Origin of the sequence: Oceanobacillus sp. M65 (assembly GCF_052246275.1) — a bacterium.
Lineage (GTDB): Bacteria > Bacillota > Bacilli > Bacillales > Amphibacillaceae > Oceanobacillus_B > Oceanobacillus_B jordanicus.
Map to the genome: position 1 here is coordinate 1,199,855 of NZ_JBQQCJ010000001.1, position 24,279 is coordinate 1,224,133.

22 protein-coding genes are annotated in these 24,279 nt (G+C 42.0%); 11 read left to right on the forward strand and 11 right to left on the reverse strand.

All coding sequences use genetic code 11. The features are described from left to right. The first annotated feature begins 5 nt into the window (after positions 1–5). Genes leuB through ilvA form a run of 4 tightly spaced genes read left to right on the forward strand, consistent with a single transcriptional unit; the run spans position 6 to position 4,153 of the window. Positions 6–1,112 (forward strand): 3-isopropylmalate dehydrogenase, encoded by a 1,107-nt coding sequence (leuB, locus tag ACTWPF_RS05655; RefSeq protein ID WP_443148623.1) that lies wholly within the window; start codon positions 6–8, stop codon positions 1,110–1,112. Positions 1,113–1,129: 17 nt separating this feature from the next. Then, positions 1,130–2,536 (forward strand): 3-isopropylmalate dehydratase large subunit, encoded by a 1,407-nt coding sequence (leuC, locus tag ACTWPF_RS05660; protein WP_161464302.1) that lies wholly within the window; start codon positions 1,130–1,132, stop codon positions 2,534–2,536. 13 nt (positions 2,537–2,549) lie between these two features. Then, complete coding sequence (gene leuD, locus ACTWPF_RS05665) at positions 2,550–3,128, forward strand: 3-isopropylmalate dehydratase small subunit (RefSeq protein ID WP_161464301.1); 579 nt, start codon at positions 2,550–2,552, stop codon at positions 3,126–3,128. A gap of 38 nt (positions 3,129–3,166) precedes the next feature. Beyond that, positions 3,167–4,153 (forward strand): threonine ammonia-lyase, encoded by a 987-nt coding sequence (gene ilvA / locus ACTWPF_RS05670; protein WP_443148862.1) that lies wholly within the window; start codon positions 3,167–3,169, stop codon positions 4,151–4,153. A 225-nt stretch (positions 4,154–4,378) separates the two neighbouring features. Here the strand turns inward: ilvA and ACTWPF_RS05675 are convergent, their stop codons facing one another. Beyond that, the gene (locus ACTWPF_RS05675; RefSeq protein ID WP_443148624.1) at positions 4,379–5,245 is read right to left on the reverse strand and encodes a YitT family protein; all 867 of its coding nucleotides are present in this window, start codon (positions 5,243–5,245) and stop codon (positions 4,379–4,381) included. A gap of 318 nt (positions 5,246–5,563) precedes the next feature. Continuing rightward, complete coding sequence (locus ACTWPF_RS05680; RefSeq protein ID WP_106897508.1) at positions 5,564–6,019, reverse strand: CoxG family protein; 456 nt, start codon at positions 6,017–6,019, stop codon at positions 5,564–5,566. 344 nt (positions 6,020–6,363) lie between these two features. On the opposite strand from ACTWPF_RS05680, the gene ACTWPF_RS05685 reads away from it, so the two are divergent. From ACTWPF_RS05685 to ACTWPF_RS05695, 3 genes are all read left to right on the forward strand, one after another. Then, entirely contained in the window at positions 6,364–7,773 is a 1,410-nt protein-coding gene (locus ACTWPF_RS05685; protein ID WP_443148625.1) for a hypothetical protein, read from the forward strand. A gap of 126 nt (positions 7,774–7,899) precedes the next feature. After that, complete coding sequence (locus tag ACTWPF_RS05690; protein ID WP_443148626.1) at positions 7,900–8,364, forward strand: hypothetical protein; 465 nt, start codon at positions 7,900–7,902, stop codon at positions 8,362–8,364. Between the two features lie 481 nt (positions 8,365–8,845). Further along, complete coding sequence (locus tag ACTWPF_RS05695) at positions 8,846–10,438, forward strand: esterase/lipase family protein (RefSeq protein WP_443148627.1); 1,593 nt, start codon at positions 8,846–8,848, stop codon at positions 10,436–10,438. A gap of 248 nt (positions 10,439–10,686) precedes the next feature. Here the strand turns inward: ACTWPF_RS05695 and ACTWPF_RS05700 are convergent, their stop codons facing one another. Then, positions 10,687–11,298 (reverse strand): TetR/AcrR family transcriptional regulator, encoded by a 612-nt coding sequence (locus ACTWPF_RS05700; RefSeq protein WP_443148628.1) that lies wholly within the window; start codon positions 11,296–11,298, stop codon positions 10,687–10,689. Between the two features lie 238 nt (positions 11,299–11,536). On the opposite strand from ACTWPF_RS05700, the gene ACTWPF_RS05705 reads away from it, so the two are divergent. Both ACTWPF_RS05705 and ACTWPF_RS05710 read left to right on the forward strand, forming a co-directional pair. Continuing rightward, positions 11,537–12,307: an SDR family NAD(P)-dependent oxidoreductase gene (locus tag ACTWPF_RS05705; protein WP_443148629.1), complete on the forward strand. Its 771-nt coding sequence runs from the start codon at positions 11,537–11,539 to the stop codon at positions 12,305–12,307. A 79-nt stretch (positions 12,308–12,386) separates the two neighbouring features. Next, the gene (locus ACTWPF_RS05710; RefSeq protein WP_443148630.1) at positions 12,387–12,836 is read left to right on the forward strand and encodes a hypothetical protein; all 450 of its coding nucleotides are present in this window, start codon (positions 12,387–12,389) and stop codon (positions 12,834–12,836) included. Positions 12,837–13,169: 333 nt separating this feature from the next. Here ACTWPF_RS05710 and ACTWPF_RS05715 read toward each other — a convergent pair whose 3' ends face one another. The 8 genes from ACTWPF_RS05715 to ACTWPF_RS05750 form a co-directional block, all read right to left on the reverse strand. Continuing rightward, positions 13,170–14,867: a DUF6044 family protein gene (locus ACTWPF_RS05715; protein WP_443148631.1), complete on the reverse strand. Its 1,698-nt coding sequence runs from the start codon at positions 14,865–14,867 to the stop codon at positions 13,170–13,172. Further along, complete coding sequence (gene rffA / locus ACTWPF_RS05720) at positions 14,827–15,960, reverse strand: dTDP-4-amino-4,6-dideoxygalactose transaminase (RefSeq protein WP_443148632.1); 1,134 nt, start codon at positions 15,958–15,960, stop codon at positions 14,827–14,829. The genes ACTWPF_RS05715 and rffA overlap by 41 nt, the downstream gene beginning before the upstream one ends. A 6-nt stretch (positions 15,961–15,966) precedes the next feature. Next, the gene (locus tag ACTWPF_RS05725; RefSeq protein ID WP_036575453.1) at positions 15,967–16,323 is read right to left on the reverse strand and encodes an EamA family transporter; all 357 of its coding nucleotides are present in this window, start codon (positions 16,321–16,323) and stop codon (positions 15,967–15,969) included. Between the two features lie 2 nt (positions 16,324–16,325). Beyond that, positions 16,326–17,015, reverse strand: coding sequence for a GNAT family N-acetyltransferase (locus ACTWPF_RS05730; RefSeq protein WP_443148633.1), 690 nt, complete (start codon positions 17,013–17,015; stop codon positions 16,326–16,328). 263 nt (positions 17,016–17,278) lie between these two features. Then, positions 17,279–18,244, reverse strand: a complete 966-nt coding sequence (locus ACTWPF_RS05735; protein ID WP_443148634.1) for a glycosyltransferase family 2 protein — start codon at positions 18,242–18,244, stop codon at positions 17,279–17,281. Next, the gene (gene rfbB / locus ACTWPF_RS05740; RefSeq protein ID WP_443148635.1) at positions 18,220–19,257 is read right to left on the reverse strand and encodes a dTDP-glucose 4,6-dehydratase; all 1,038 of its coding nucleotides are present in this window, start codon (positions 19,255–19,257) and stop codon (positions 18,220–18,222) included. The genes ACTWPF_RS05735 and rfbB overlap by 25 nt, the downstream gene beginning before the upstream one ends. Then, positions 19,254–20,180, reverse strand: a complete 927-nt coding sequence (rfbA, locus tag ACTWPF_RS05745) for a glucose-1-phosphate thymidylyltransferase RfbA (RefSeq protein WP_443148636.1) — start codon at positions 20,178–20,180, stop codon at positions 19,254–19,256. Before rfbA ends, rfbB begins: the two co-directional genes overlap by 4 nt. Positions 20,181–20,579: 399 nt before the next feature. After that, positions 20,580–21,734 (reverse strand): acyl-CoA dehydrogenase family protein, encoded by a 1,155-nt coding sequence (locus tag ACTWPF_RS05750; protein WP_106897495.1) that lies wholly within the window; start codon positions 21,732–21,734, stop codon positions 20,580–20,582. A gap of 608 nt (positions 21,735–22,342) precedes the next feature. Between ACTWPF_RS05750 and ACTWPF_RS05755 the strand changes: the two genes are divergently transcribed. Both ACTWPF_RS05755 and ACTWPF_RS05760 read left to right on the forward strand, forming a co-directional pair. Continuing rightward, on the forward strand, positions 22,343–23,359 hold the full coding sequence (locus tag ACTWPF_RS05755) for an ABC transporter ATP-binding protein (protein ID WP_443148637.1): 1,017 nt from the start codon (positions 22,343–22,345) through the stop codon (positions 23,357–23,359). Then, on the forward strand, positions 23,346–24,275 hold the full coding sequence (locus tag ACTWPF_RS05760) for an ABC transporter ATP-binding protein (protein ID WP_443148638.1): 930 nt from the start codon (positions 23,346–23,348) through the stop codon (positions 24,273–24,275). The genes ACTWPF_RS05755 and ACTWPF_RS05760 overlap by 14 nt, the downstream gene beginning before the upstream one ends. Positions 24,276–24,279 lie beyond the last annotated feature (4 nt).

A 24,279-nucleotide genomic window follows, 5' to 3' on the forward strand; every position in this document is an offset into this window, starting at 1 on the left:
AGCGTATGAATAAACAAATTATCCTGCTACCAGGTGATGGTATTGGAAAAGAAATTATGGAGTCAGCGAAGTATGTGTTAAATACAGTGGCAAGCGAATTTGGTCATCGTTTTACCTTCCATTCCCATGCAATTGGCGGGGATGCTATCGATCAGTATGGGACCCCGTTACCGGATGATACGATCAATGCGTGCGAACAAGCAGATGCTATTTTACTAGGAGCTGTTGGTGGGAAGAAATGGGAAGCACTTCCAGGCAATATCCGACCAGAGCAAGGTTTACTCGGCATTCGAAAAAAGCTGGGCCTTTTTGCTAACTTAAGGCCGATTCAAGGGTTCGCTCCACTTCTTCATGCTTCCCCACTAAAAGAAGAAGTGGTGAATGGAAGTGATATTCTAATTATCCGCGAATTGACGGGTGGTCTTTACTTCGGAAAACCGAGTGAACGAATCAAAGACGGGAAGGCAGTCGTTGACACCCTTTATTATGAACGCAGTGAAATGGAACGGATTGTCGAAAAAGCATTTGAATGTGCAAGACTTAGACGTAAACACCTTACCTCTGTTGATAAAGCAAATGTTTTAGAGTCTAGTAGACTTTGGAGAGAAGTAGTTAATGAGAAAAGCAAGGAATATCCTGACGTAACAGTTGAGCATATGCTTGTGGATGCTGCTGCTATGAAGCTGATTACAGCACCAACCCAATTTGATGTCATCGTAACGGAGAATCTATTTGGCGATATTTTGAGTGATGAAGCATCCGTGTTAACAGGATCACTCGGCATGCTACCGTCAGCGAGCATTCGCTCAGATGGAGTCGGGCTATATGAGCCGGTTCACGGGTCAGCCCCGGACATTGCTGGAAAAGGAATCGCAAACCCGTTAGGCATGATTCTTTCCGCTGCTTTAATGCTAAGGCATTCCTTGCAAATGGAAGAAGAGGCAAATGAAATAGAAGAAGCGGTTAGAGCATGCCTTGAACAGGGTTACCATACAGCAGATCTGTCAGTAAAAAATGGCAAGCAGGTTGGAACCAAAGAAATGACAGAGGCTGTAGTCGAAAACATCACGACAAAAAGTGTTTCCGATAGTATTTGCAGTACCTATGCCTAAGTCGAGGAGGTGGCATAATGGATAAACCAAAAACAATTATTGAAAAAATTTGGCAAAAACATATTGTGCATCAGGAGGAGGGAAGACCAGACCTGTTATATATTGATCTCCACCTTGTTCATGAAGTTACATCGCCGCAAGCTTTTGAAGGCTTACGCTTAAATGGACGTAAGGTGCGCAGACCGGATTTAACGTACGCGACGATGGATCATAATGTCCCAACTAAAAACAGGGACAGCATGAAAGATGAGATTGCAAAAAAACAAATGCAGACATTAAAAGAGAACTGTGATGCGTTTGGGATCCCACTTGCTGATATGCAGCATCCTGATCAGGGAATCGTGCACGTAATCGGGCCACAGCTAGGCCTTACACAACCAGGTAAAACCATTGTTTGCGGGGATAGCCATACCTCGACACATGGTGCATTTGGTGCGTTGGCCTTTGGAATCGGCACAAGCGAAGTAGAGCATGTACTGGCAACGCAGAGTATTTGGCAAGAAAAACCAAAGACCTTAAATGTCCATGTAGAAGGCGATCTAGGTCCTGGTGTAACAGCTAAGGATTTGATTCTAGCTATCATCGCGAAGTTTGGTGTTCGTTTCGGCACAGGCCATGTGATGGAATATACCGGTGAAGCAATCCGTAATTTGTCTATGGAAGGTCGCATGACGGTTTGCAATATGTCGATTGAAGCAGGAGCGAGAGCAGGACTAATTAGCCCGGATGAAACAACAGTAAATTTCCTAAGAGGGAAAGAGTATGTGCCAGACGGCGAAGCTTTTGATCAGCTGGCAGATTCCTGGTTGGCATTAGCTACAGATGAGGGCGCAGAATATGATCACCGCGTGGTCATCCATGCAGATGAGATAGAGCCTCAAGTTTCCTGGGGAACCAACCCAGGCATGTGTGTTCCAGTAAGTGGTAAGACACCTGATTTAACACAGGTTGAATACAAAGAAGATGTAGCACGTGCCCTGGATTATATGGGACTCGAAGAAAATCAGCCGATTACCTCCATTAACATTGACCATGTTTTCATTGGTTCTTGTACGAACTCTAGGTTAAGTGATTTACAAAAAGCGGCTTCGATTGTTGCTGGGAAGAAGGTAAGTGAAAACGTGCGGGCCATCGTCGTACCAGGTTCCTTCAGCATAAAATTACAAGCCGAAAAAGAAGGACTGGACACGATCTTTAAAGAAGCTGGATTCGAATGGCGGGAAGCAGGATGTAGCATGTGCCTGGCAATGAATGATGATGTTGTGCCACCAGGCGGAAGATGTGCCTCCACCTCTAACCGAAACTTTGAAGGTAGACAAGGAAATGGTGCCCGTACTCATCTAGTAAGTCCAGAAATGGCGGCTGCAGCTGCGATCGAAGGTCATTTTGTTGACGTCAGAAACTATACAAGTGTACCGAGCTAGGAGGTGGGTCGAAATGCAGGCATTACAGGAGCATGAAGGATTGGTCTATCCATTAAACCGAACGAATGTAGACACAGACCAAATTATACCGAAGCAATTTTTAAAGCGAATTGAACGCACTGGTTTTGGGCAGTTTTTATTTTACCATTGGCGCTATGATGATGATGGGCTGAAACGTCAGGATTTTTCCTTAAATGATCCAGCTTACGATGGTGCTTCTATCCTTGTGGCTGGTGAAAATTTCGGCTGCGGCTCTTCGCGTGAGCATGCCCCATGGGCCTTGTTGGATTATGGCTTTCAGGTTGTGATCGCCCCAAGCTTTGCGGATATTTTTTATAACAATGCATTAAAAAATGGCATTTTACCGATTCAGATGGAGAAGGATCAAGTTGATGCCTGGCTCGCACAAGCACAACAATCCGAATTAGTATTAAAGGTTGTATTGGAAGAGCAAAGCATCACGGATCGGACAGGAAAGAAAATATCCTTCGAGATTCCGTCATATCATAAAAAGAAGCTATTAAATGGCTGGGATGATATTGCGTTAACCCTGCACCACGAGGAGAAGATTGTAGCATTCGAAAAGCAATAGCTGATTCCAAGTCTAAAAATTTCAAGGAGTGTGAAACCATTGGGGATTGCTTAACAGGTGAAAAGGTTCATACCGCATTAGGAATTTTACGTCCTATTGTTCATCGAACACCGATCATCACGTCAGAAACTACAAATCGCATCGTAGGAAAAAACGTTTATTTTAAAATGGAAAACCAGCAAAAAACAGGGGCATTTAAATTTAGAGGGGCAACCTTTAAGTTGATGCAGTTATCGAAGCAGGAACGAAACAAGGGTGTTATCACTGCGTCTGCAGGAAATCATGCCCAAGGAGTCGCTTACGCAGCAGCGAAGCTCGGAATTAAGGCAACCATTTTTATGGCAGAAAAAACACCTTCAGCTAAGGTTCAGGCAACGAAAAACTACGGAGCAGAAATTGTTTTGACAGGGGAATCATTTCAGGAAGCCTATGATGCCTCACTGAAAAGGCAAATGCAAACAGGAGCTGTCTATATTCATCCCTTCGATGATTATGATGTCATGGCAGGTCAGGGAACGATCGCCATGGAAATGCTAAAACAAGAAGACCGGCTTGATACCATACTGGTCCCAATTGGCGGGGGCGGGTTAATAAGTGGCATAGCTGTCGCTGCAAAATATGTAAACAGAAATATTAAAATTATCGGCGTTCAGGCAGAAGGTGCGTCTGCCATGTATGATAGCTTTTATAAAGGGAAAGACGTTAGGCTGCAATCTGTTAATACCATTGCAGAAGGCATTGCAGTTAAACAACCCGGCAAGCAAACCTTACCTATTATTAGAGAATACGTAGATGATATCCTCACCGTGACCGATGAGGAAATTGCCTCCGCCATTGTTTATATGCTGGAGCGAAACAAAACCTTAATGGAGGGCGCAGGAGCTGCCGCCATCGCAGCATTGTTTGCACACCATCAACATATCAAGTCTAGACACCTAGGAGTTGTCGTCAGTGGTGGCAATATGGACATCAGCACCATGGCGAAAATCCAACATATGGCAGAGAGACTGCATCACCCCGCATAAAAAGAGACGTCCTCCAGTGTGAGGGCGTCTCTTTTCGGGTGTTGTAAATTTGAGGTAATGTGAAGTCGCGTGGGAGTGGGAGCAAGTCGCGTGGGAGAAGAGGCAAGTCGCGCGAGAACAGCACAAAGTCGCGCGAGAGCAGTGAAAAGTCGCGCGAGAGCAGCTGAGAGTCGCGCAGGAACAGTGAAAAGTCGCGCGAGTATCTAAGACTAACTCTCAACTACCCTATAATTTCTGTCCATAGTACTTGTCCAATGAAAACCCGCGACCAAGTATTTCGGAAGCATTAATGAAGATAACGAATGTCGTGGGCTCTTCTTTTTGCAAGATACGCTTGAGTTGTACAGCTTCCTGCTGCTCTGTCACGCATAGAATCATCGTCTTATCCTGATTGGAATAGCCACCAACAGAGCGCACCTTGGTAATTCCCCTGTCTATTCCATCTCGAATTATTTGCTGAATTTTCTCCTCTTCTTCTGTGATAATCATAATTAATTTTGTAGCAGAGGTACGTAGCTGGACAATATCAATTGTTTTACTTGTAATATAAATTGCCATTAAGGCAAACAATGTGAGCTCAAGGCTGAACACAACAATAGAAGCAGTGACAACAAAGCCATCGACAATTAACTGGGAATAACCACTTGAGATCCCGGTGAATTTTTTTACGATTTGGGCAATGGCGGCGGTTCCACCAGTAGAGCCGTTCCCTTTATAGACGATGCCAAGACCTGTACCTAGAACAATTCCTCCATAAATCGCACCTAAAAGAGGGTTCGTAACGGTATACGGAATATCAGCGGAAAGCCAAATGATAAACGGTACCCAAAATGTACCAATCAACGTTTTCCAGCTAAAACTGTTCCCAAGCGCAATCCAGCCGATAATAAAAATTGGAATATTGATAAGCATTTGTGTATAAGCAGGACTTAATTCATACATTTCAAATAAGATGGTACTAATCCCTGAAATTCCACCTGCAGCAAGCTTTGAAGGTAATAAAAAGACATTATAACTTAACGCAACGAGTGTAGCGCCAATAATAATTTTCAGCGCATCATTCAACGCACGGTTTTTATGTAATATGTTCATAAGTGATCTCCTTCATATAAAGTGAACCTTCAATCAGTGGGGCGGGCATTCTTCCCCCCACTGATTGTTAGTTGAACGAATCGGGGTGTTAGCGTCCGTTTTCTCCCACTTAAGCACCACGGTTTTGTCTCATGTTTTGAAGTGGGAGTCTTACGGACGGTTGCACCGGGATAAAAAACTGATGACTGATCTATTCTATCATTATGCTGATAGAGAGTAAATCACACGTGAGATGAAGGAGGGAGAAAAGCGCAACGCTAGAAAGACTTTTACCAAAAGAAAAAAGACTACCAACTAGGTAATCTTTCAAATAAGAATTTATCGTGCAACAGCCTCTGCTCGCTGCATCTTCCTTACCACCGCTTCCGTGAAATCCCTTGTCGTACGCGGTAGCATGGTCCGTAGCATCGTGTTCACCATCGGTCCAATTAGTCCCTTGGCCGTGATGTGCAGATAGCCGGTCATTTTAACTGTCGAATTTGTTAATTCCTCTGCGTGGAAATAGCCATCGCCGGAAAAATTCTCGTTTATTCCTTTGAGAGTAAAGGAGATACGTGCAGGCTCCTGCCATTCCTGAATATCAATTCTAAGGCACACCGTCTTATGTACCACGCCTGCATCGCCGCGAAATGTCCACGTTGACTGCCTCTCATTAAGGATTTTATGTTCCACATAACCCGGAACCAAGGTTGCCCAATTCGTAATATTACTAATAAACGACCATGTATTACGAATGGGAAGATCCACTTCCAGCTGATGAACTCCACTCGGCATTGCTGTCCCTCCCTGATGTTAATAACACACTTTACTATCCTATGTAGGAGGGGGAATTTTAGAAGTTGTTTATATAAAATACTTGGAGCAAAGTGAATCAAGAGCACCCCAAAGTGAACCCCCAACGCCCCAAACTGAAACCAAAGCACCCCAAAGTGAATCGAGAGCACCTCAAAGTGAATCAAGAGCACTCCAAAGTGAATCGAGAGCACCTCAAAGTGAAACAAAGCACCCCAAAGTGAAACCAGAGCACCAATCAAACGTCTACACAAATCAACTTGAGAACACGTTAAAAAAGGTCTATGCTATTAATGGATAGATTGCTAACAAGAGGAGTTTGCCTAATGAAAATAAAAGCTTACGGGCTACGTATCGCCACAATAATTTATGCTATTTTACATTTTTTAACTTACTTTTTCCCATCAGACATCCTGTTAACTGTCCTAGCTATCAGTGGCTTTGCTATTTTATTGTTTGCCTTTCTGCATTTTGGACTGAAGGGTTTCAAGCTGCCACTCATGCTATTTCTTATCGGATTGGTTGTACTCTTATATGCAAACAATTTCACCCTTTCCGACATCTATGCTGGCTTTTTACAAATGCGGGACATTATTGGACTGCTTATTATCGTTCCAATGATCAGCTGGGTTTTGCGTGGAGAGGCCTATATGGAGGCAATTCTTTCGCGAGCACATCATGCGATTAACACGAGCAGGAAATTTTATTTTTCTGCCATGGTATTTACGCAGGTGATTTCTTATTTCTTACTTTTTGGAGCCATTCCCATGGTGTATCAGTTTATTAACGATATTTTAAAGGACGAAAAAGGGGAGGGCTGGGAAAATTTCAAAGGGACCGCTGTGCTCCGATCTTTTGCCCTTTCTACCATGTGGGTTGTCAGCATACCGAGCTTTATATTTGCAGTTGAAACGATGAAGGCTTCGCTTTGGCTTGCCATTATCCAAGGGATGGTCATCGCTGCGCTTGGTATAGGGATATCAGTTGTTTTCTCCATCAGGGATGAAAAGAAATATGGCCTTGACATCACAACCGTTTTACAAGGGAAAATCGCTGGGATTTTGCAAAGCGCTTCATCTAAGAAGGTTAGTCGGAAACTTGTTATGGAATTTTTGTTTTTATTCGTGACATTGTTCGGTACCATTTTTGCATTGCATGGGTTCTTTGGGCTTGAGTTAATGATGACCATCCCCATTGTCATTTTCTTTTGGAGCTTGTTGTATTACGCAATAAAACGGCGACCAGGTAAATTCATGGAAGAAGCGCACCATTACACAAAAGAAGGAATGCTGAAACAATCCTATCAGCTTAGTATCATGCTGGGAGCGGGTGTGCTGATCTCAGCTCTAAACCAGACGGGATTCGGCACATCTATTGTAGATGGTGTTTATTACTTGCAGCAGCATATTCCGTTTCTTAATTTCCTTTATTTGCTACCATTTATCGTTATCTTACTCGGGTTCTTAGGGCTAGGTCCCCTGACCGTTATGGTTCTAGTTGCCGGGATTCTCGAATCCATTGCTCTGCCATATCCACCAGAACTCATCGTGCTTGCGGTAACATCAGGTAGCGTTATTTCTATCTTGCTTTCCCCACTTATTATGCCGGTTATTGTGCTTAGCGCATCCAACGGGTTGAATGGGTTTAAAAATGGGATTAAGTTTAATTTGGGGTATGCCATTGTGTTTTATATCCTTGTGCAATGCTATATCCAGACCATGATTCATGTGATTTAGAAAAACAATAGGTTTAGGAGGACAAATTTTAATATTGGTCCTCCTATTGTGATTAATTTCGAAACATTTTAACTTTGTAGCCGTATTAGGTTATGAAGGGAATTAACCAATAAAGGTGGGTGTTCCATGGAAAGTCAAAGAGTGAAGAACGTAGTAAATAGTATTGAAGAAATAAGTAACAATGTTGATGTACAGGTTGCCACAGAACTTGAATTAGAAAAATTTAATCGAATCATAAACAGATTAGATTCTTTCTCAAATGAATGTGAAGAGTGTGAACAGTATTTTACTGACTTAGAGTCCCATATTAAGGACCTTTTGGAAAAGAACAGCACGATCACAGAAGATGATATTAAACATCACAAACAAAAAATAAATAACAGCAGTACTCACCTTATGAAAAAACACAATTTAATAACAAGCGGCTTTTATTTCAGCGTATATATGCCCATAGGAACAAGCTTAGGTGTCGTATTTGGGCTCCTTATATTTGAAAATATTGGGATAGGATTACCACTTGGTGTTGGACTTGGTGTCGCCATCGGCGCAGCATTAGATGCAAATGCCAAGAAAAAGGGGCTGGTTTTGTAACTTATAAGGACTGCGATTACCAAGAAATAGAAGGAATTATAAATGGAAAAGACTTCTCATATGGTTACATTTGAAAACACTATAAATGTCGTTAATCAACTAACAGAAGAGGATGCGAAGTGAAACTAGAAGTAGTAGATAGAATATCAACTTTATATCACCGTATACCCGAATTAAATAAGTTAAGGAAAAAACATATAGAAAATGAATAACTGTTCCTCAAGCCTGCAACGAACCACAGAACATCTCTAGTCATATCCAATATTCAATTCACCCAATGTAAATCCCTGGTTAAATTGTCCCGATTTAGTAATAGGATAAGCTTTCTATCTCATATCAACTAGTAAGGGCATTCTAGAAAAACTCCCACTTGCTCGTCTTTTAGTAAATGCACTCGTTGTGCTTATACTTGGAAGTTTGCTATGTCGACTTTGGCCTAAGATTTTACATTTTCCTAAAGTAAATATGAGGAGGTTCTCTTGTGAAAACACTTGGTAGAATTACGGTTTCCTTATTGTTTATTTTGTTAATTGGGTTACTTCGTGACACGATCCAAGCACAACCTCTTGAACAGCCCATCCCAGATCCTGTGTTAGTAGAAGAAGGCGGAGCGTATTCTCTAAATGGCAAGGCTAGTAATGGAAATGACGAGATACCAGGGGAATGGTATGCAGGTGATACACCAACAAACCTGATCGCAGATGCTCCTGTATTGCTATTCGTTCCCGGACTGAATAATGTTGCACAGATTTTCTGGGAAGATAATGATATGTACCAGACGGCCTTGGAAGCGGGTTATCAGACCGCATTTATTCAGCTGTATGATGCTGGTGGGGCTTCCGCGGATATGTGGGACAATGGTCAACTCCTAGCCGAAAAAATTGAAGAAATTGCGGCACATTTTTCGAATAAACCAATCACCATTATTGCGTACAGTAAAGGTGGTGTGGATGCACAGACGGCTCTTACCTATTATGGTGCTGGGCAATATGTGGAAAATGTGATTACCCTTTCTAGTCCACACCATGGTTCACAGCTTGCAGATCTAGCGGATAGTAGTTGGGCTGGCTGGCTTGCTGATTTGATTGGCGCTCAAGGGGAAGGAACCTCAGCAATGGAAACAGGGTATATGGCATACTTTCGTTCGATAACAGATCCAGAACCTACTTCGTCAGCCCATGATTATTATACAATTGGCGGGACAAATTGGGGCTCTATGTTTTCGTCTACCTGGTTTGGTGGGATGTACTTAAATAGCTATGGGGACAATGATGGGGTAGTGACGACAAGTAGCAGCCAGCTCCCAGTAGGGCAATTGCTGGAAATCGGTAACTGGAACCATACAACCGTACGATCTGGCGCAACATTTCCCATATTTGAAGATGTGATTACAGGGAACAGCCTGAGCAGTCTAACGCAGAATACTCCTATTTATGAAGAGGCAATCGAAGCGAATGGAGCCCGCAATCAATGGGTTACAGGTGGAGAATTGGAAAATGGGACGGAGGAAAAGGTCCCTCTATTCATGGATGAAACAATCAAACAGGCATCGTTTCAGCTCCTGACAGCAGAGCCGTTATCTAGCATAGAACTAACGAATCCTTCCGGTAAAACAGTGCAAGTGAAGCCAAAAGTAACGGAGAACAAGGAAGGATATTTCATCAACGCAATCGCCCACCATTTTTCACTCGAAGATTTACAGGTAGGGGAATGGGAGCTTCGCTTGAAAAGCGCCCAAGCGAATGCGTACCTTCTTATTGCCGATTATGACGAAAAAACTTTTGTAACTGTGTCAGCAGAAAACCTTGTAGAAACAAGCCATATCCCATTCGCTGTCTCAACTGATCCTACGTATGTGAAAGCCGAAACAGTAAAGGTAACCTATTACGTTAAAGAGTCTGGTGCAGCTCCTGAGCTAGTTACCACCTATGAAAATAACACAAGTCTGTCACAGACAATTCCGTTGAAAAAAAAGAATCAAAGCTATGTCATTACCACAGAAGTGGAAGGCACCACCAAACAAGGGAATACATTTAAACGGACGTTCATTAATTCAGTATACCGTGCCGATTAGCAAAAAGGTCCTGTAGTTTCTCATACAGGGCCTTTTCAATTAGAGCTTAGGGAGCAATTATGTGGTTGGAATGTTGAAGTACCCACTATAAACCGCTAAAAGACCCAGGCATAAGTGCGACTAGGCCTCTGGCTTCACCAGTCGGCAAGTCTTCTTTATCGTAGGGCGATACGTGAAGTCGCCTAGTCTCCCCTTTTACAGGGGCATGATTCCTTTATCTCAGTTGATTCGTTCCACTCATTACGTCTCTAAACGGGCTCTTGCGCTTTTGTTACATACATTTTAGGTGGTTTATAATTCAGAATATGAATGAGTTGTCGAGACATATAGGTGGTGGATGCAGTAAAGTCATCCTTAATCCAATCCAAAATTAGTCCCCAAATTCCATAGGCGCGAAAAGTCGTAAATAAATGGTAATTGATGTGGTCCTCCTGTGGTGTTAAAAGCTTCAAATCCTCGTTAAATAGCTGAATAATTGTATGAATGAACCTGTTTTCAAAACCAGGAATGGCCTCCGAATGATTCCATAGTTTATAAAAGTGAGCATTCTCTAATATATAGTCAAATAACTGAATTTCAGAGACGGTTAAGTGAATCATGTTCAATTGGTCCTTATTGAGGTAAGGGGCACGAAATGCTGTCACGAGTCCATCAAATAATTCCGTTTCAAGCTCTTCAACTAATGCTTCCTTGTATGGAAAGTGACGATAAAAGGTTGCCCGATTATAATCTGCATGATCTACAATATCTTTAACCGTAATGGAATGATATAATTTCACTTCCATTAGTTGAATAAATGCTTTCATTAACGTACGTTTTGTTCTACGAATTCTTCGGTCTGCTTTTTTTAACTCTTTCATGACACCTTTCCCTCCTCAAAGACAACGAAAAACAACAAATTAATCAGAAGTGTTGAAAGCGCATACACTTTTGCGGTTATTGCGGATTGAACCATGTAACCTGTGACTTTTATAATAAGACAAAAGAACTTCTTTTCTTGCTTGTGGGAGTGCAACCCGATAAAAAGACTTAATAAGAATATTCTAACATATTTTCCTGCGAGTGGTCTTGGAGAATTTCTATGAAGGAGGAAACGACATGGATTTTAACGACAAGGCAGTTGTCATAACAGGTGGTGCTGGTGGAATTGGAAAGGTTACAGCAAAGGCCTTTGCTGACAAAGGGGCAAATATTGTACTTGTAGACATGAATGAAGATGCATTGGCGAGTACAAAGGAAGAGCTGAAACTTGGTGATGATAGAATACTAACAGTTAAAGCAGATGTGACAAATGAAGAAGATGTTGCACGGTATGTCGCAGAGACAACGGAAAAATTCGGTAGTCTAGATGTCCTTTTCAATAATGCTGGGTTTGAAGGCCCTTTCGTATCGATAAAAGAAAGTGATTATAAAGCCTTCCAAAAAGTCATGGAAGTCAACGTCTATGGTGTATTCCTTGGCATGAAGCATGCCTTAAAAGTCATGGAAGAACAGGGAAGTGGATCGATTGTCAATACAATTTCCAATGCAGGATTTATTGGTAGCGCAGGAATGGCGCCTTACATTGCCTCCAAGCATGCTGTTGTCGGCTTAACCAAAACAGCAGCACTAGAACATGCTGGTACTGGAGTTCGTATTAATGGGGTGGCCCCAGCTGCGATCGATACCCAAATGCTGGGAAATATTGAAAAAAACATGTCACCAGATAATATAGAGAACGTGCGAAAACAAATCCAGGCAAGTGTGCCAATGAAACGCTATGGTTTGCCAGTAGAAGTAGCCCAGGTCGTATTATTCCTCGCCTCAGATGAAGCCTCTTTCGTAACAGGTGCAACCTATCCAGTAGACGGCGGATCACTTGCAACCTAATAGCTTGTCAATTTAATTAATATCAGTGCTCTTCTACGAATAGAATGTATGGATAACATGTTCGTGGAGGAGCGCTTCTATGAAGAAAGGAATTGTCCTTGTTGTTGCAGGAGTCGTCTTAATTACGATTATCGTGCTCTTATTTCAGTTGTTTTCACCGAAGAATCAAGCTGAACGGGCTGTAGAGAATTTTTATGAGTATGAAAAGGCAGGCGTTTACTCTCTTTCTTGGGAATTGTTCCATCCTTTCATGCAGGAAAAAATGGATAAGAAGGAATATCTCCAGGTAAGAGGAGAATTATTTATGGGCTATCTTGGTACAGAGGACTTCAGTTTTACATTGGAAAAAACCAAAAAACTGAAGGATTGGGCCATGGATGAAACAAGCAATTCTTTTGCTGTTGTATATAGAGTACAGGTTAACCAACAGTTCAAAGGCGATTTTGGTAATTTCACTATCGTTCAACATGTATATGCAACCGAGGTAGATGGACAATGGAGGATTCTATGGAACTATAAAAAAAACTAGAACAATGACAAGAATTAAATAAAGCAATAAAAATAGAGAACATTGAAGATAATACGATCTATCCTTTCTTACTGCTTCGCAAATACACTCGGTCTCCGCGGGGGGGTGGAGAGCCTCGGGCCAACAGGACGTTGGTCACGAAGGCGTTGCCCCAGGATGTGGCGCTTTTAGCCTTTGTTCCTTAAGTAGGCCTCACCTATGCCTTTCCTCCCGTTGGAGTCTTCGTGTGTTTTCTTCGCTGATAGAATCACTTCGCCAGCTGTCTTCAAAGTATCTGCAGTGTAATACGTAAAATAACACTATAATCATCCAAACAATAACCTTAGTCCTCGCCTAATCCACCCGATACAAAAAGATCTCCCATGGTAAGTCAGCCTTTTCAAATTCGCTTTCAAACGTTAGTCCAAGCTCGACGTAGTTTTCAATTGGCACCGCGGAAAGAATATAATCTCCACCGAGTTCTTTTAAAGCAGTGGTGTTAATATCCAGTTTCTCAATAGGATCATTACGGTCCTTTGTAAACAAGTAATTTTCCCCATGTTCTGCTACGTACATGTATAGTCTTCCGCCCCATGTATCGAAATAGTTTTCAAGAGATGGGCTTTTTTCAAGCTCCCCGGCAACAACCTCCCTGAATGCTTCCTTATACTCCAGAGGAAAGCTGTTATTATAGGTGTCTAATGTGTAAAACCCGTTATATTGAGCAATTGTTGGATGCATGCCAATGCTGACAACCCGATAAGAAGACGGGTCTTCTCCGATATACTCTTTTATCTCATTAAACAAAGGTTCTGCATAAAACTCTTTAAAGGTTGGTGTATCAAATTCGCTATATTTATTCTCTTCATTAAAAGGGAAGAGATGATAGCATTGAGCGACAATCAGCACAATCGCGATGATTTTTCCAAGACGCATATGCTTCCAGATAATCGCAAGTGCTAGCGCAAAGCAAATATACCAAATAGCTGGGTCAAAGAAATGGATCCGAGCAAAATTAAACGTATTTGCCACCATCACATTATCCTTCACGATACGCCATCCTTCCCAGTACCAAAAGGCATACCATAGGGAAAGCAGGAAATTAAAGCAAAACAAGCTAAGTAGCCAGTACGGCTTGATGTTTCGATAAGCAGCAAGCGCGAAGGCAAAGCCAATAACAGGCAAAATAATGAGAAACTGCTCAGCCATATCGTGCGTATGTCCATACAGGAAATTTTCCAAGGTCAGTTCCATGCTTCGTTCAAAGGAGTTATGGCCAAGGTCCAGTGCATTACGATGTGACGTAAAACCGGACTCGAAAAACATAGAGAAAATAAGTAAATAATTTTTCACGATATAAATGGTAGCCATCATCGCTATGGCCGAAAAGAATACCCAATTGCTTCGCTTATCCCTAATCCAGTCAATAAGCCAAACAAGACCCATCACTGCAAGGAAAAACACAAATGACAAAACAAAATTGGAGAAAAAGGGAATGAGGCCAAGCGTGATCCAGTAATAGATTTTTTCACTTTTTCCTTTCCTCCGAATCATGAGAAAACAATGCAGTGCTAAGGGCAGTCCAGCAATTGACAGCATGCCAGAAGGCCAAAAGGGGAGTAAGGAAAATGCTAAAGCGGCCCCAATACAAAGCACCTGCTGTTTATCAGAACGAATGGCATGATGCTTTAACAAGAAGTACATACCGAAAAAGGCGGCTAGACGCATGAGAGTTTGGCCAATTGCATAGGCTGTCATCGGCTCAAATAAAGTGTACATCCATACCAGTGCATCAAAGCCTGAAGGCAGCGCACTTCTTGGCAGTCCGTTAATGACATTGGGCAAATGGGTGTCCGTTAGAGTGAAAATCTGGCCACTTTCAGCTAACAGTTTATACCAGACAATGTTTGAGTCCATGTTGTCGTGGACCCGAATGTGGGCATCCTCGCCAAGTATAAAGTATGGCGCCACATAAGCAGCGATGATCAATAGTGCTATCCCGATAAGTACCTTATTTAAAATCGTAAAATTGTTGAATGGCTTTAACCACATAGGCGACGTCCTCTTCTTTTAATCCATAATATAGCGGCAGACGCAGAAGTTTGGCACTTTCAACGCTTGTGTACGTATCTTCTCCAATAAACTTGCCGTACTTTTTACCAGCAACAGAGGAATGGAGCGGTACATAGTGACTGACTGCCATAATATCCTGATCTCTTAAATAATCCATTAGCTCATTACGTGTCGCTTCACTGTCTGCTTTTATATAAAACATATGCGCATTATGAACATGCTCGTCGGGGATATGTGGCAAGACAATTTCGCCGTCCTCCATCAGTGGCTTTAGTGCCTGATTATAATCTTCCCATCTGGCAAGGCGCTGCTCATTTATTTCTTCTGCATGGTCAAGCTGGACAGAAAGATAGGCGGCATTGAGCTCGCTCAATAGATAAGAGGACCCGACATCGCGCCACGTATATTTATCCACCTGGCCACGAATGAATTGCGAGCGGTTCGTTCCTTTTTCCTGGAGAATTTCCGCTCGTTCAATTAATTGCGGGTCATTTAACAGCAGAGCCCCACCTTCCCCGCATGTGTAGTTTTTCGTTTCATGAAAGCTAATGGTTCCCATGTGGCCAATTGTTCCGAGAGCCTTTCCTTTATATGTACTCATCAGCCCTTGGGCAGCATCTTCAATAAGAAAAATACCGTGCCCCTCTGCAATTTGCAAAATGCGGTCCATATCACAAGCAACGCCAGCATAATGGACAACCACGATGGCTTTCGTCTTGTAGGTAATCGCTGCTTCTACTGCCACTGGGTCTATATTCATTGTAGTTGGATCAATATCAACGAAGCGAATTGTTGCTCCTCGTAATGCGAAAGCGTTCGCTGTCGAGACAAAGGTATAGGATGGCATGATGACTTCATCCCCTGGCCCAACGTTTGCCAGGATTGCTGTCATTTCTAAGGCAGCAGTACACGATGGTGTTAGCATAGCGCGCTCGCATGACAGGTTTTTTTCTAGCCAAGTACAGGATTTTTTTCCGAAAGACCCATTGCCGGATAGTTTTTGTGCGGTTATGGCTTGTTGGATGGCGACAGATTCTTTTCCTGTCACACATGGAATATTAAATGGAATCATTTTACATCACCTCATCACAATAATGCCTAGAATTATGAAAGAAAAACCGATGACTTTTTGCATGGAGACCGGTTCTTGAAATAGAAATGCAGAGAGAATAAATACAAGGACAAATGAAAGGCTCATAAATGGATAAGCATAACTAATATCAAATTTCGTCATGGCTGCCATCCAACATAATGCTGCTAAGAAGGCTGATAGAAAGCCGGATATGATCCATGGATTTAGCAGCAGCTGGAGCAATGTCGTGAATTTTTCCACGAAGGAGTCGGGTAATTCACCGACTTGATCCATCTTCCACTTCAAAATGAGTTGACCATATACCGTAAAGGAAATGGTGCCGAGTATATAAAGATAGCCCATATCTAGACACCTACTGGCAGTGAACCATTTAGTTTATGATAGATATCCACCGCGCCTCTCATCTTAAACCCTAGTGATAAAAAGAGATTTAAGGATGCTAGATTGGAAGGAGAAATGGAAGTTCGAATCGTTTCAAGTTCACTGAAACGGAAATGCTCCTGGACGGCAAGACTGGTAAACGCCTTTGTTAATCCTTTACCGCGAAATGCTTCATGGATACCGAGCAACAGCACCTTGTCATCCTGGTAGGCATAAAACCCCGCTAGCTCATTTTGATAATAAAGAGCAATGATCTTATCTTCGTCAATTAAGTCCTTTACCCAATTTCGGTAACGGTTATCTGCCATGAAATTTGGAATTTCCGGATCGCGGTGAAACCGTCCTCCTGAAAAAGCCTCTCCGCTTATTGCAATGATCTCATCAGTAGGAAAGGTTCTAGACAATTCAATCCCTTCCTTTTCCACTACCCGTAAATCGTCCTTTTTGCAAACTGGTTCAATTAATGTATCTACATAGTAAAAACCATACTTACGAAGATTTTCTTTGTTGGCAAGCGGATCCGTTTTTAAGGTGAAATGGCCCTCCGTTTCATTTGTCTGCTTTAACGCTTCCTCTGTTAAAGAGGTTACTTCATATGTTTCAACATGAAAGTTTCGTTTATCCCATGGGGTAGGCTGCAAATAGTTTTCCATCATATCAGCTCCTTTTCCTTGTCTGTGTATTTACATCTAGCTCCGAACGCCAAAAACTAGGCAACTTCCCGAAGCGCCCTGTAATAAAGAAGACTTGCCGACTGGTTAAAACCAGAGGCCTAGTCCCACTTATACCCGGAGGGTGAAAGTCATCATCGATTCGTACCTCATCGTGATTCCTTTATCTCGTAAGGGGATTGCTCCATTAAAACAGCCACTTTGCGTGGCAACTTGAAGCCACCTGGCATGGCCAGGCGCAGTCGCTACGTTTTTAAGCGGCGTTCTCCGCTTTTGTTTTCAGTAGTGTCGCGTATGAGATATAGTGGTCGATCTTTTGCTTCGTTAAATACTTTCCCGATATAAAGGCCAAGGATGCCGAGGTTACAGAACATTAGCCCGCCAATAAAGTAGATGGACACCATGACACTGGTCCAGCCTTGCACGGGCTCTGCTAGGAAAAAGTAGCGAAAGAACAAGTAAAGTCCATATAAAAATGAAATACTGGCAATAAAGAAGCCAAATTGAATCGATAACCGCAGCGGTTTATTTGATTGCGAGATAATACCGTCTGTAGCCAAACGGACCAGTTTTTTTATATTATAGGAGGATTTTCCCGCTCTCCGCTCATTATGTTCTACCTCAATCGAGACAGATGGGTAGCCCATCCATTGAATGAATAGCGGGAAAAAGCGGCTCTGCTCGCGCATGCTTTTAAAACCTTCTACTACCTTTTTGGAATTGATGCTGAAATTGGCCACCGTATGGTCAGATGTATGACCTGTAATATAATCATAAACCCGGTAAAAGAGTTTGGAGGACGCCTTTTTCAGCAGTCCGTCATGACGCTGAACTCTCCGTCCGAAAACGACATCATAGCCTTCAAGTGCTTTTTCATAAAGCTTCGGAATTTCTTCTGGACGATCCTGTAAATCACAGTCCATCACCACTACCCAGTCACCCTGTGCATGGTCGAGTCCTGCTGTGATGGCATGATGTTGCCCGAAATTACGTGCAAGGTCAATCCCTTTAATATGGGGATTCTTTTCATGTAGCTCACTTATTTTCATCCACGCCCCATCAGGACTTGCATCATTTACAAAAATGATTTCATAGTCGACTGGGATTGTTGCAAAGGTCGATGCAAGCCGGCTGCTTAGTTCGTCAAGACAGGTTTTACAGCCATAGACGGGGATGACAACCGAAATCATGGCGATGCTACACTTTCCCATTGGTTCACATACCATTGAACCGTCTTACGTAATCCAGTGGACAATGCTTCCTTCGGCTCCCAGCCTATCTCTTTGCGCAGCTTGGAATCGTCCACGGCATATCGGCGATCATGGCCAAGTCGATCATGTGTATGTGTGATTAAATCTTGAAAACTAGCAAGCTTTGTTTCTTTTAAAAGCTCTGGTTTTATGTCATCTAGGATGCTACAAATTTCTTTTGCAATATCGATGTTTCGTATTTCATTGCCGCCTCCAATGTTATAAGTGGAGAAGGGGGGAGCTTGATGGAAAATAAGATCCAAAGCGCGGCAATGATCGTCTACATAGAGCCAATCGCGGACATTTTTCCCGTCTCCATAAATCGGTATCTGTACATTTTGTAGTGCTTTAGAAATAATGGTTGGTATCAACTTTTCTGTATGTTGTCTTGGCCCGTAATTATTAGAACTGCTTGAAATAACGACATTCATGTTATACGTATGACCAAAGCTCCTGACCATTAAATTTGCCCCCGCCTTAGACGCACTATAGGGATTTCGCGGATCATACGGTGTGTCTTCAGAGAATTTCCCTGTTTCACCAAGGGATCCATAGACTTCGTCTGTTGATATTTGGTGAAAACGCCTTACTTGTAGAACGCCCTTTTTCTCCCAATCTTGTTTAGCTGCCTGCAAGAGAACGAGGGTGCCTAAGACATTGGTCTCGACAAATTGCTTGGAATCTTCAATAGAGCGATCCACATGGGACTCTGCCGCAAAGTGAATGACACCGTGAATATCATACTGATCAAAAAGGCGTTGGACCAAGTGTTCATCCGCGATATCTCCCTCTATCAACGTGTAGGTGGGAGAAGTTTCAAGCTCACTTAGATTCGAAGTATTCCCAGCATACGTAAGTTTATCTAAGTTTAATAGATGGTAATATGGATAGGTTTCGTGCATATAACGCAGGAAATTGGAGCCAATGAATCCAGCGCCTCCCGTTATAAGCAACACAGGTTTTTGTTTGTTCATTCAACCAGCCCCAGCATAGGATTTCGATCAATTGAATCCCAGTATTGTTGTGTGTGTTTCCGAGCGGCAATTTCTAGTAAGTATTGCCCGTAGTCATTCTTTTCCATGGACTTCCCTTTCTTATAGAGTTGATCTTGTGAGATATATCCAAGGTAATATGCTATTTCCTCCAAGCAAGCAAGCTTAAACCCTTGACGTTGCTGGGTAATCTTCACAAATTCAGAAGCCTCGAATAGGGATTCGTGTGTCCCGGCGTCCATCCAGGCAAAACCTCTGCCGAGTAGCTCCACATCTAGCTGTCCACGCTTTAAGTATTCTTTATTTAAATCGGTAATCTCAAGTTCTCCTCGAGCAGAAGGCTTGAGCTTTTTCGCTAGCTGAACCGCTTTATTGTCATATATATAGAGACCTGTCACGGCAAAGTCAGACTTTGGATTACTTGGCTTTTCTTCAAGAGAGATTGCTTTTTGCTTGTGGTCAAATTCAACTACACCGAAACGACGAGCATCTTTAACACGGTAGCCAAAAACGGTTGCATGCCGGTGATGCTTGATTGCATTTCGTAACAGGGTTGTGAAGCCTTGCCCGTAAAAAATATTATCTGCAAGCATTAAGGTTACAGGTTCCTTACCAATGAATTCCTCGGCAATTGTCAAAGCCTCAGGTATCCCCTTCGGATTCTGTTGTTCCTTATATTTCAGTGTTATACCAAGGGAAGAACCATCACCAAGAAGCTCCTCAAATCGGGAAGTATCTTCAGGTGTACTGATAATCATGATTTCTTTTATTCCACCAAGCATTAAAACAGATAACGGATAATAAATCATCGGCTTGTCATATACTGCAAGCAAATGCTTGTTGATGCTGTCCGTACTGGGAGATAAACGCGTCCCACTTCCTCCGGCTAAGATGATACCTTTCATGTTTTCCACCCCTTTGGCTAAATTTAAACCTGTGTTAAATGAACATAGTAAATCTTGTATACTATTACCGTTTTTGAAGAAAGTTAATCTTACAGTTAGATTGCAATCTTATTGCAGAGGGTTGTTTACTATTTTGGAAGGGAGGGGGAGATGGGGAGATGGCAGTTGAGTGAGCACATCGTTTTAGAAAGTAGGAGCATCGGCCGATAAGTGAGCAAATTTCGGCCAAGATTGCCGTCTCCAATCAACCAACAAGTCCTCTTAATCAACCAAGAACGCTACTCAATCGACCAACATACTCGTCCAATCAACCAAGAACACCACTCAATCAACCAACACCACCCATCCACAAAAAAACACCTCTGATCAGCAACGCAAACCAGAGGGGCTACAACAAAACTATTCGTTTTCTTTTATGCTTTTATCTGCTAACTGCATGATTGTCATATCATCCATTGGCGGGTTATGAAGGCCTGCTCTAACATCGCGATAATAGCGTTGCAGCGGATTTTTCCGTGAGAGACTCCTTGCGCCTGCAACACGCATTGCCAAATCAACTGCTTCAAGTGCTTTATTCACTACAGAAAGCTTCACGGCACCAAGCGTCGGTTTCATTTGGTTGCGAGCATCATCAGTAGCCGAGTCCCATTCCTGCGCTACAGCTTGTAAGAAATAAGTGCTCTCCATTAATGCTAGCTCGATGTCACCGAGTTTCTGTTTTACATTAGGCAAGTCAGAAATGGTGCCTTCCACACTATTAGGAGAATAACTAGTAGCAAATTCAATTGCATGGCGTTGAGCAGCACGTGCAATTCCTAAGTAGCAAGCAGGTATATGAAGAAGCCACCCAGCTGCAGGTTTTTTGCCTGGTGTTAGATTTTCTACCAAGTCATCCTTATTAATAGGGACATTCTCTAGAATTAAGTCATGACTACCAGTACCTCTCATGGCAATAGAATCCCATGTTTCCTCAACCTGAACACCAGGTGAATCACGTCTAACGAGAAAATTTGCTACCTTGTCTTGGTCCTTGATAGAGGCGCTGACCACAATATAATCCAAAACAGGGGCTAGCGTAGTGAAGGTCTTACGTCCGTTCAGTACCCAACCATCAGCTGTCAATGTTGCAGTGGTTTCAGGTTTGCCACCTCGTGTTGGGCTGCCTGTTGCCGGTTCAGAGGCAGCATTATTGATTAAGGCGCCAGTTTTGACGACATTTTCAGCAAAACGACGATATGTTGCTTCGTCCCAGACATTATTTTCTCCAAGGTGCTTCGTAATCCCCATATGCCACCCAACTGCAAGTGCAGTGGAGCCATCAGCTTCGGCAATAAGCTGCTGCAGGGACAATAACTCAGACAACGAAATACCTGCACCACCATATTTTTGTGGAACAGTAAGTGCCGTGTAGCGTGCATTCTTGAGCTCTTGAAAATTCTCAAACGGAAAACTTGCTTCTTCATCGTGTTTAGTAGCTCTTTCTTTAAATGGTTTAATTATCTCTAATAATGCTTTTTGGCGTGCTTCTTTTGTTTGTAAATCAAGTAGGTTCAATTTATTTCCTCCTAATGTCTATAAAATTACTTGGGATTATATATATTATTCCATTCAGTGCGAAAATTTACAAAAGAAAGAGCCTAATAAGAGAGAGGGGAAGAATAGTAGAGAAAATGGGGTAAAATCCTCTGAAAATCGACGTATATAACGCTTTTTCTACAATACTAGCATGTTTAACTTACTAGATAAAAGTCCTCACAAATGACAGGATTCCACAAAATATAGAAATTTATACCTAGAAATTGTATGAGAAGCTATTGCTTTTTTGAAAATATTCACTTATAATCACATATAATCTATTAAGTTTTTATTAAGAATTTATTTCTTACACATACTTTATCAAATTTTATAGATTTCAAAGGTATATAAAACAATGCTGATTTGAAGTGAGTGAGCATATGGGATAATAAAACGTCGAGGTACTCCTTTAATGTTTTAAATTTTCAGAAGAATAGAAAAAGCGGCGAAAATGGAAATACAGTCAACGTAACCGTATTTTTTTACCTTAAATATTCAGAACGTTCATTCGATAACCAAAATTAGCACGAGTTACTGACTATCAGGCCAATATATAAAACTATAGAAATATTTGTAGGGGGATTAATTTGAGTAAAGAGTTGTTAGAAATTAAAAACCTAAAGACCTCATTTAGAATAAAAGATGACTATTATGCAGCAGTGGATGATGTAACGTTGACACTGAATAAGAATGAAGTACTTGGAATCGTAGGTGAATCTGGTTCCGGTAAAAGTGCTCTTGCATTTTCAGTTATGGGATTACATAATCGCGCCAAAATTGAAGGAAATATTCATTTTAAGGATGCAGATATTGCCAATATTTCACCTACTAAACTAAATAAGTTACGCGGTGATGACATGGCCATGATTTTCCAAGATCCCTTAACCGCATTAAACCCATTGATGCCAGTTGGAGATCAGATTGCAGAGGCAATTCTTCTCCATAAAAAAGATATGTCAACAAAACAGCGTAGAAATAAGGTAGTTGATTTACTCAATAAAGTAGGTATTCCTCGTCCGGATCATACCTATGATCAGTTTCCACACGAGCTTTCTGGTGGAATGCGACAACGGATAATCATTGCGACCGCTATCGCCAACCAGCCGGAGCTCCTTATCGCAGACGAGCCAACAACTGCCCTAGATGTAACCATTCAAGCACAGATACTGGACTTGATTCGTGACTTAAAAGAGGACATGAATGCCGGAATTATTCTCATTACACACGATCTTGGTGTTGTTGCGGAAATGGCTGACAGGGTTGCAGTTATGTATGCAGGCCAAATCGTAGAAATTGCGGAAGTAGGGGCATTGTTTGATAACCCTCTTCACCCGTACACAAGATCGTTGTTAAATTCCATGCCATCTGAGGATGAAGCACAGGACAAATTACATGTAATTCAAGGAATTGTACCATCATTGCAAAATCTGCCACGTCAAGGCTGCCGATTTGCTGCACGTATTCCTTGGGTTGATGAATCAGCCCATGAAGAAAACCCGGAGCTACATGAAGTAACGCCAGGTCACTTTGTTCGCTGTACATGTCATAACCATTTTTACTTCCCAGATGAGAGCAAGGAGGAGCAAGCAAATGGCGTTTCTTAAAGTAGAAGATTTAAAAGTACATTTCCCTATCAAAGGTGGATTATTTAATCGTACAATCGGTGCAATCAGAGCTGTTGATGGTGTGTCCTTTGAAATCGAACAAGGTAAAACGTATGGTCTAGTTGGTGAATCCGGATCAGGGAAAACGACAACAGGTAGAGCAATTGTCGGATTAAATGAAATTACCGAAGGCAACATCACATATGAAGGCGAAGAGTTGAATATAAAAGGCAAGGCGATTGATCCACGAAGAGACATTCAAATGATCTTCCAGGATCCATATTCTTCCTTGAATCCAAAAAAACGCGTACTCGATATCATTGCAGAGCCATTACGAAATTATGAAAAGCTCTCAAGAAAAGAAGAACGACAACGTGTTCATGAACTATTAGAGCAAGTTGGACTAAGTCCCGAGAGTATTTTGAAGTATCCACATGAATTTTCCGGTGGACAAAGACAACGGATTGGGGTTGCAAGAGCAATTGCCTTGAAACCAAAACTAATCATTGCCGATGAACCAGTTTCTGCCCTAGATGTTTCTGTACAAGCACAGGTACTGAACTTTATGCAGGATATACAAAAGGAACTAAATTTAACCTATTTATTTATTAGTCATGACTTAGGGATTGTAAAACATATGTGTGACGAGATCGGCATTATGTATAAGGGCCGTTATGTAGAATCAGGCACGAAGCAAGATATTTTCAACAATCCACAACATATATACACGAAAAGATTGGTTGCTGCGATTCCGGATATTGACCCGAAAAAACGGGAAGAGAAAAAGCAATTTAGACAGGAAGTACAAACGGAATACGAGCAATCATATAATGACTATTTTGATAACGACGGCTTGGCTTACGGCTTACAATCCGTATCCGATACACACTTAGTAGCTTTGCCGGAGAAAGGTTGAATAG

Coding starts and splice junctions, on each gene's coding strand:
- leuB (WP_443148623.1), top strand. CDS start 6: ATGAATAAACAAATTATCCTGCTACCAGGTGATGGTATTGGAAAAGAA.
- leuC (WP_161464302.1), top strand. CDS start 1,130: ATGGATAAACCAAAAACAATTATTGAAAAAATTTGGCAAAAACATATT.
- leuD (WP_161464301.1), top strand. CDS start 2,550: ATGCAGGCATTACAGGAGCATGAAGGATTGGTCTATCCATTAAACCGA.
- ACTWPF_RS05675 (WP_443148624.1), bottom strand. CDS start 5,245: ATGAACATATTACATAAAAACCGTGCGTTGAATGATGCGCTGAAAATT.
- ACTWPF_RS05680 (WP_106897508.1), bottom strand. CDS start 6,019: ATGCCGAGTGGAGTTCATCAGCTGGAAGTGGATCTTCCCATTCGTAAT.
- ACTWPF_RS05685 (WP_443148625.1), top strand. CDS start 6,364: ATGAAAATAAAAGCTTACGGGCTACGTATCGCCACAATAATTTATGCT.
- ACTWPF_RS05690 (WP_443148626.1), top strand. CDS start 7,900: ATGGAAAGTCAAAGAGTGAAGAACGTAGTAAATAGTATTGAAGAAATA.
- ACTWPF_RS05700 (WP_443148628.1), bottom strand. CDS start 11,298: ATGAAAGAGTTAAAAAAAGCAGACCGAAGAATTCGTAGAACAAAACGT.
- ACTWPF_RS05705 (WP_443148629.1), top strand. CDS start 11,537: ATGGATTTTAACGACAAGGCAGTTGTCATAACAGGTGGTGCTGGTGGA.
- ACTWPF_RS05710 (WP_443148630.1), top strand. CDS start 12,387: ATGAAGAAAGGAATTGTCCTTGTTGTTGCAGGAGTCGTCTTAATTACG.
- ACTWPF_RS05715 (WP_443148631.1), bottom strand. CDS start 14,867: ATGTGGTTAAAGCCATTCAACAATTTTACGATTTTAAATAAGGTACTT.
- rffA (WP_443148632.1), bottom strand. CDS start 15,960: ATGATTCCATTTAATATTCCATGTGTGACAGGAAAAGAATCTGTCGCC.
- ACTWPF_RS05725 (WP_036575453.1), bottom strand. CDS start 16,323: ATGGGCTATCTTTATATACTCGGCACCATTTCCTTTACGGTATATGGT.
- ACTWPF_RS05730 (WP_443148633.1), bottom strand. CDS start 17,015: ATGGAAAACTATTTGCAGCCTACCCCATGGGATAAACGAAACTTTCAT.
- ACTWPF_RS05735 (WP_443148634.1), bottom strand. CDS start 18,244: ATGGGAAAGTGTAGCATCGCCATGATTTCGGTTGTCATCCCCGTCTAT.
- rfbB (WP_443148635.1), bottom strand. CDS start 19,257: ATGAACAAACAAAAACCTGTGTTGCTTATAACGGGAGGCGCTGGATTC.
- rfbA (WP_443148636.1), bottom strand. CDS start 20,180: ATGAAAGGTATCATCTTAGCCGGAGGAAGTGGGACGCGTTTATCTCCC.
- ACTWPF_RS05760 (WP_443148638.1), top strand. CDS start 23,346: ATGGCGTTTCTTAAAGTAGAAGATTTAAAAGTACATTTCCCTATCAAA.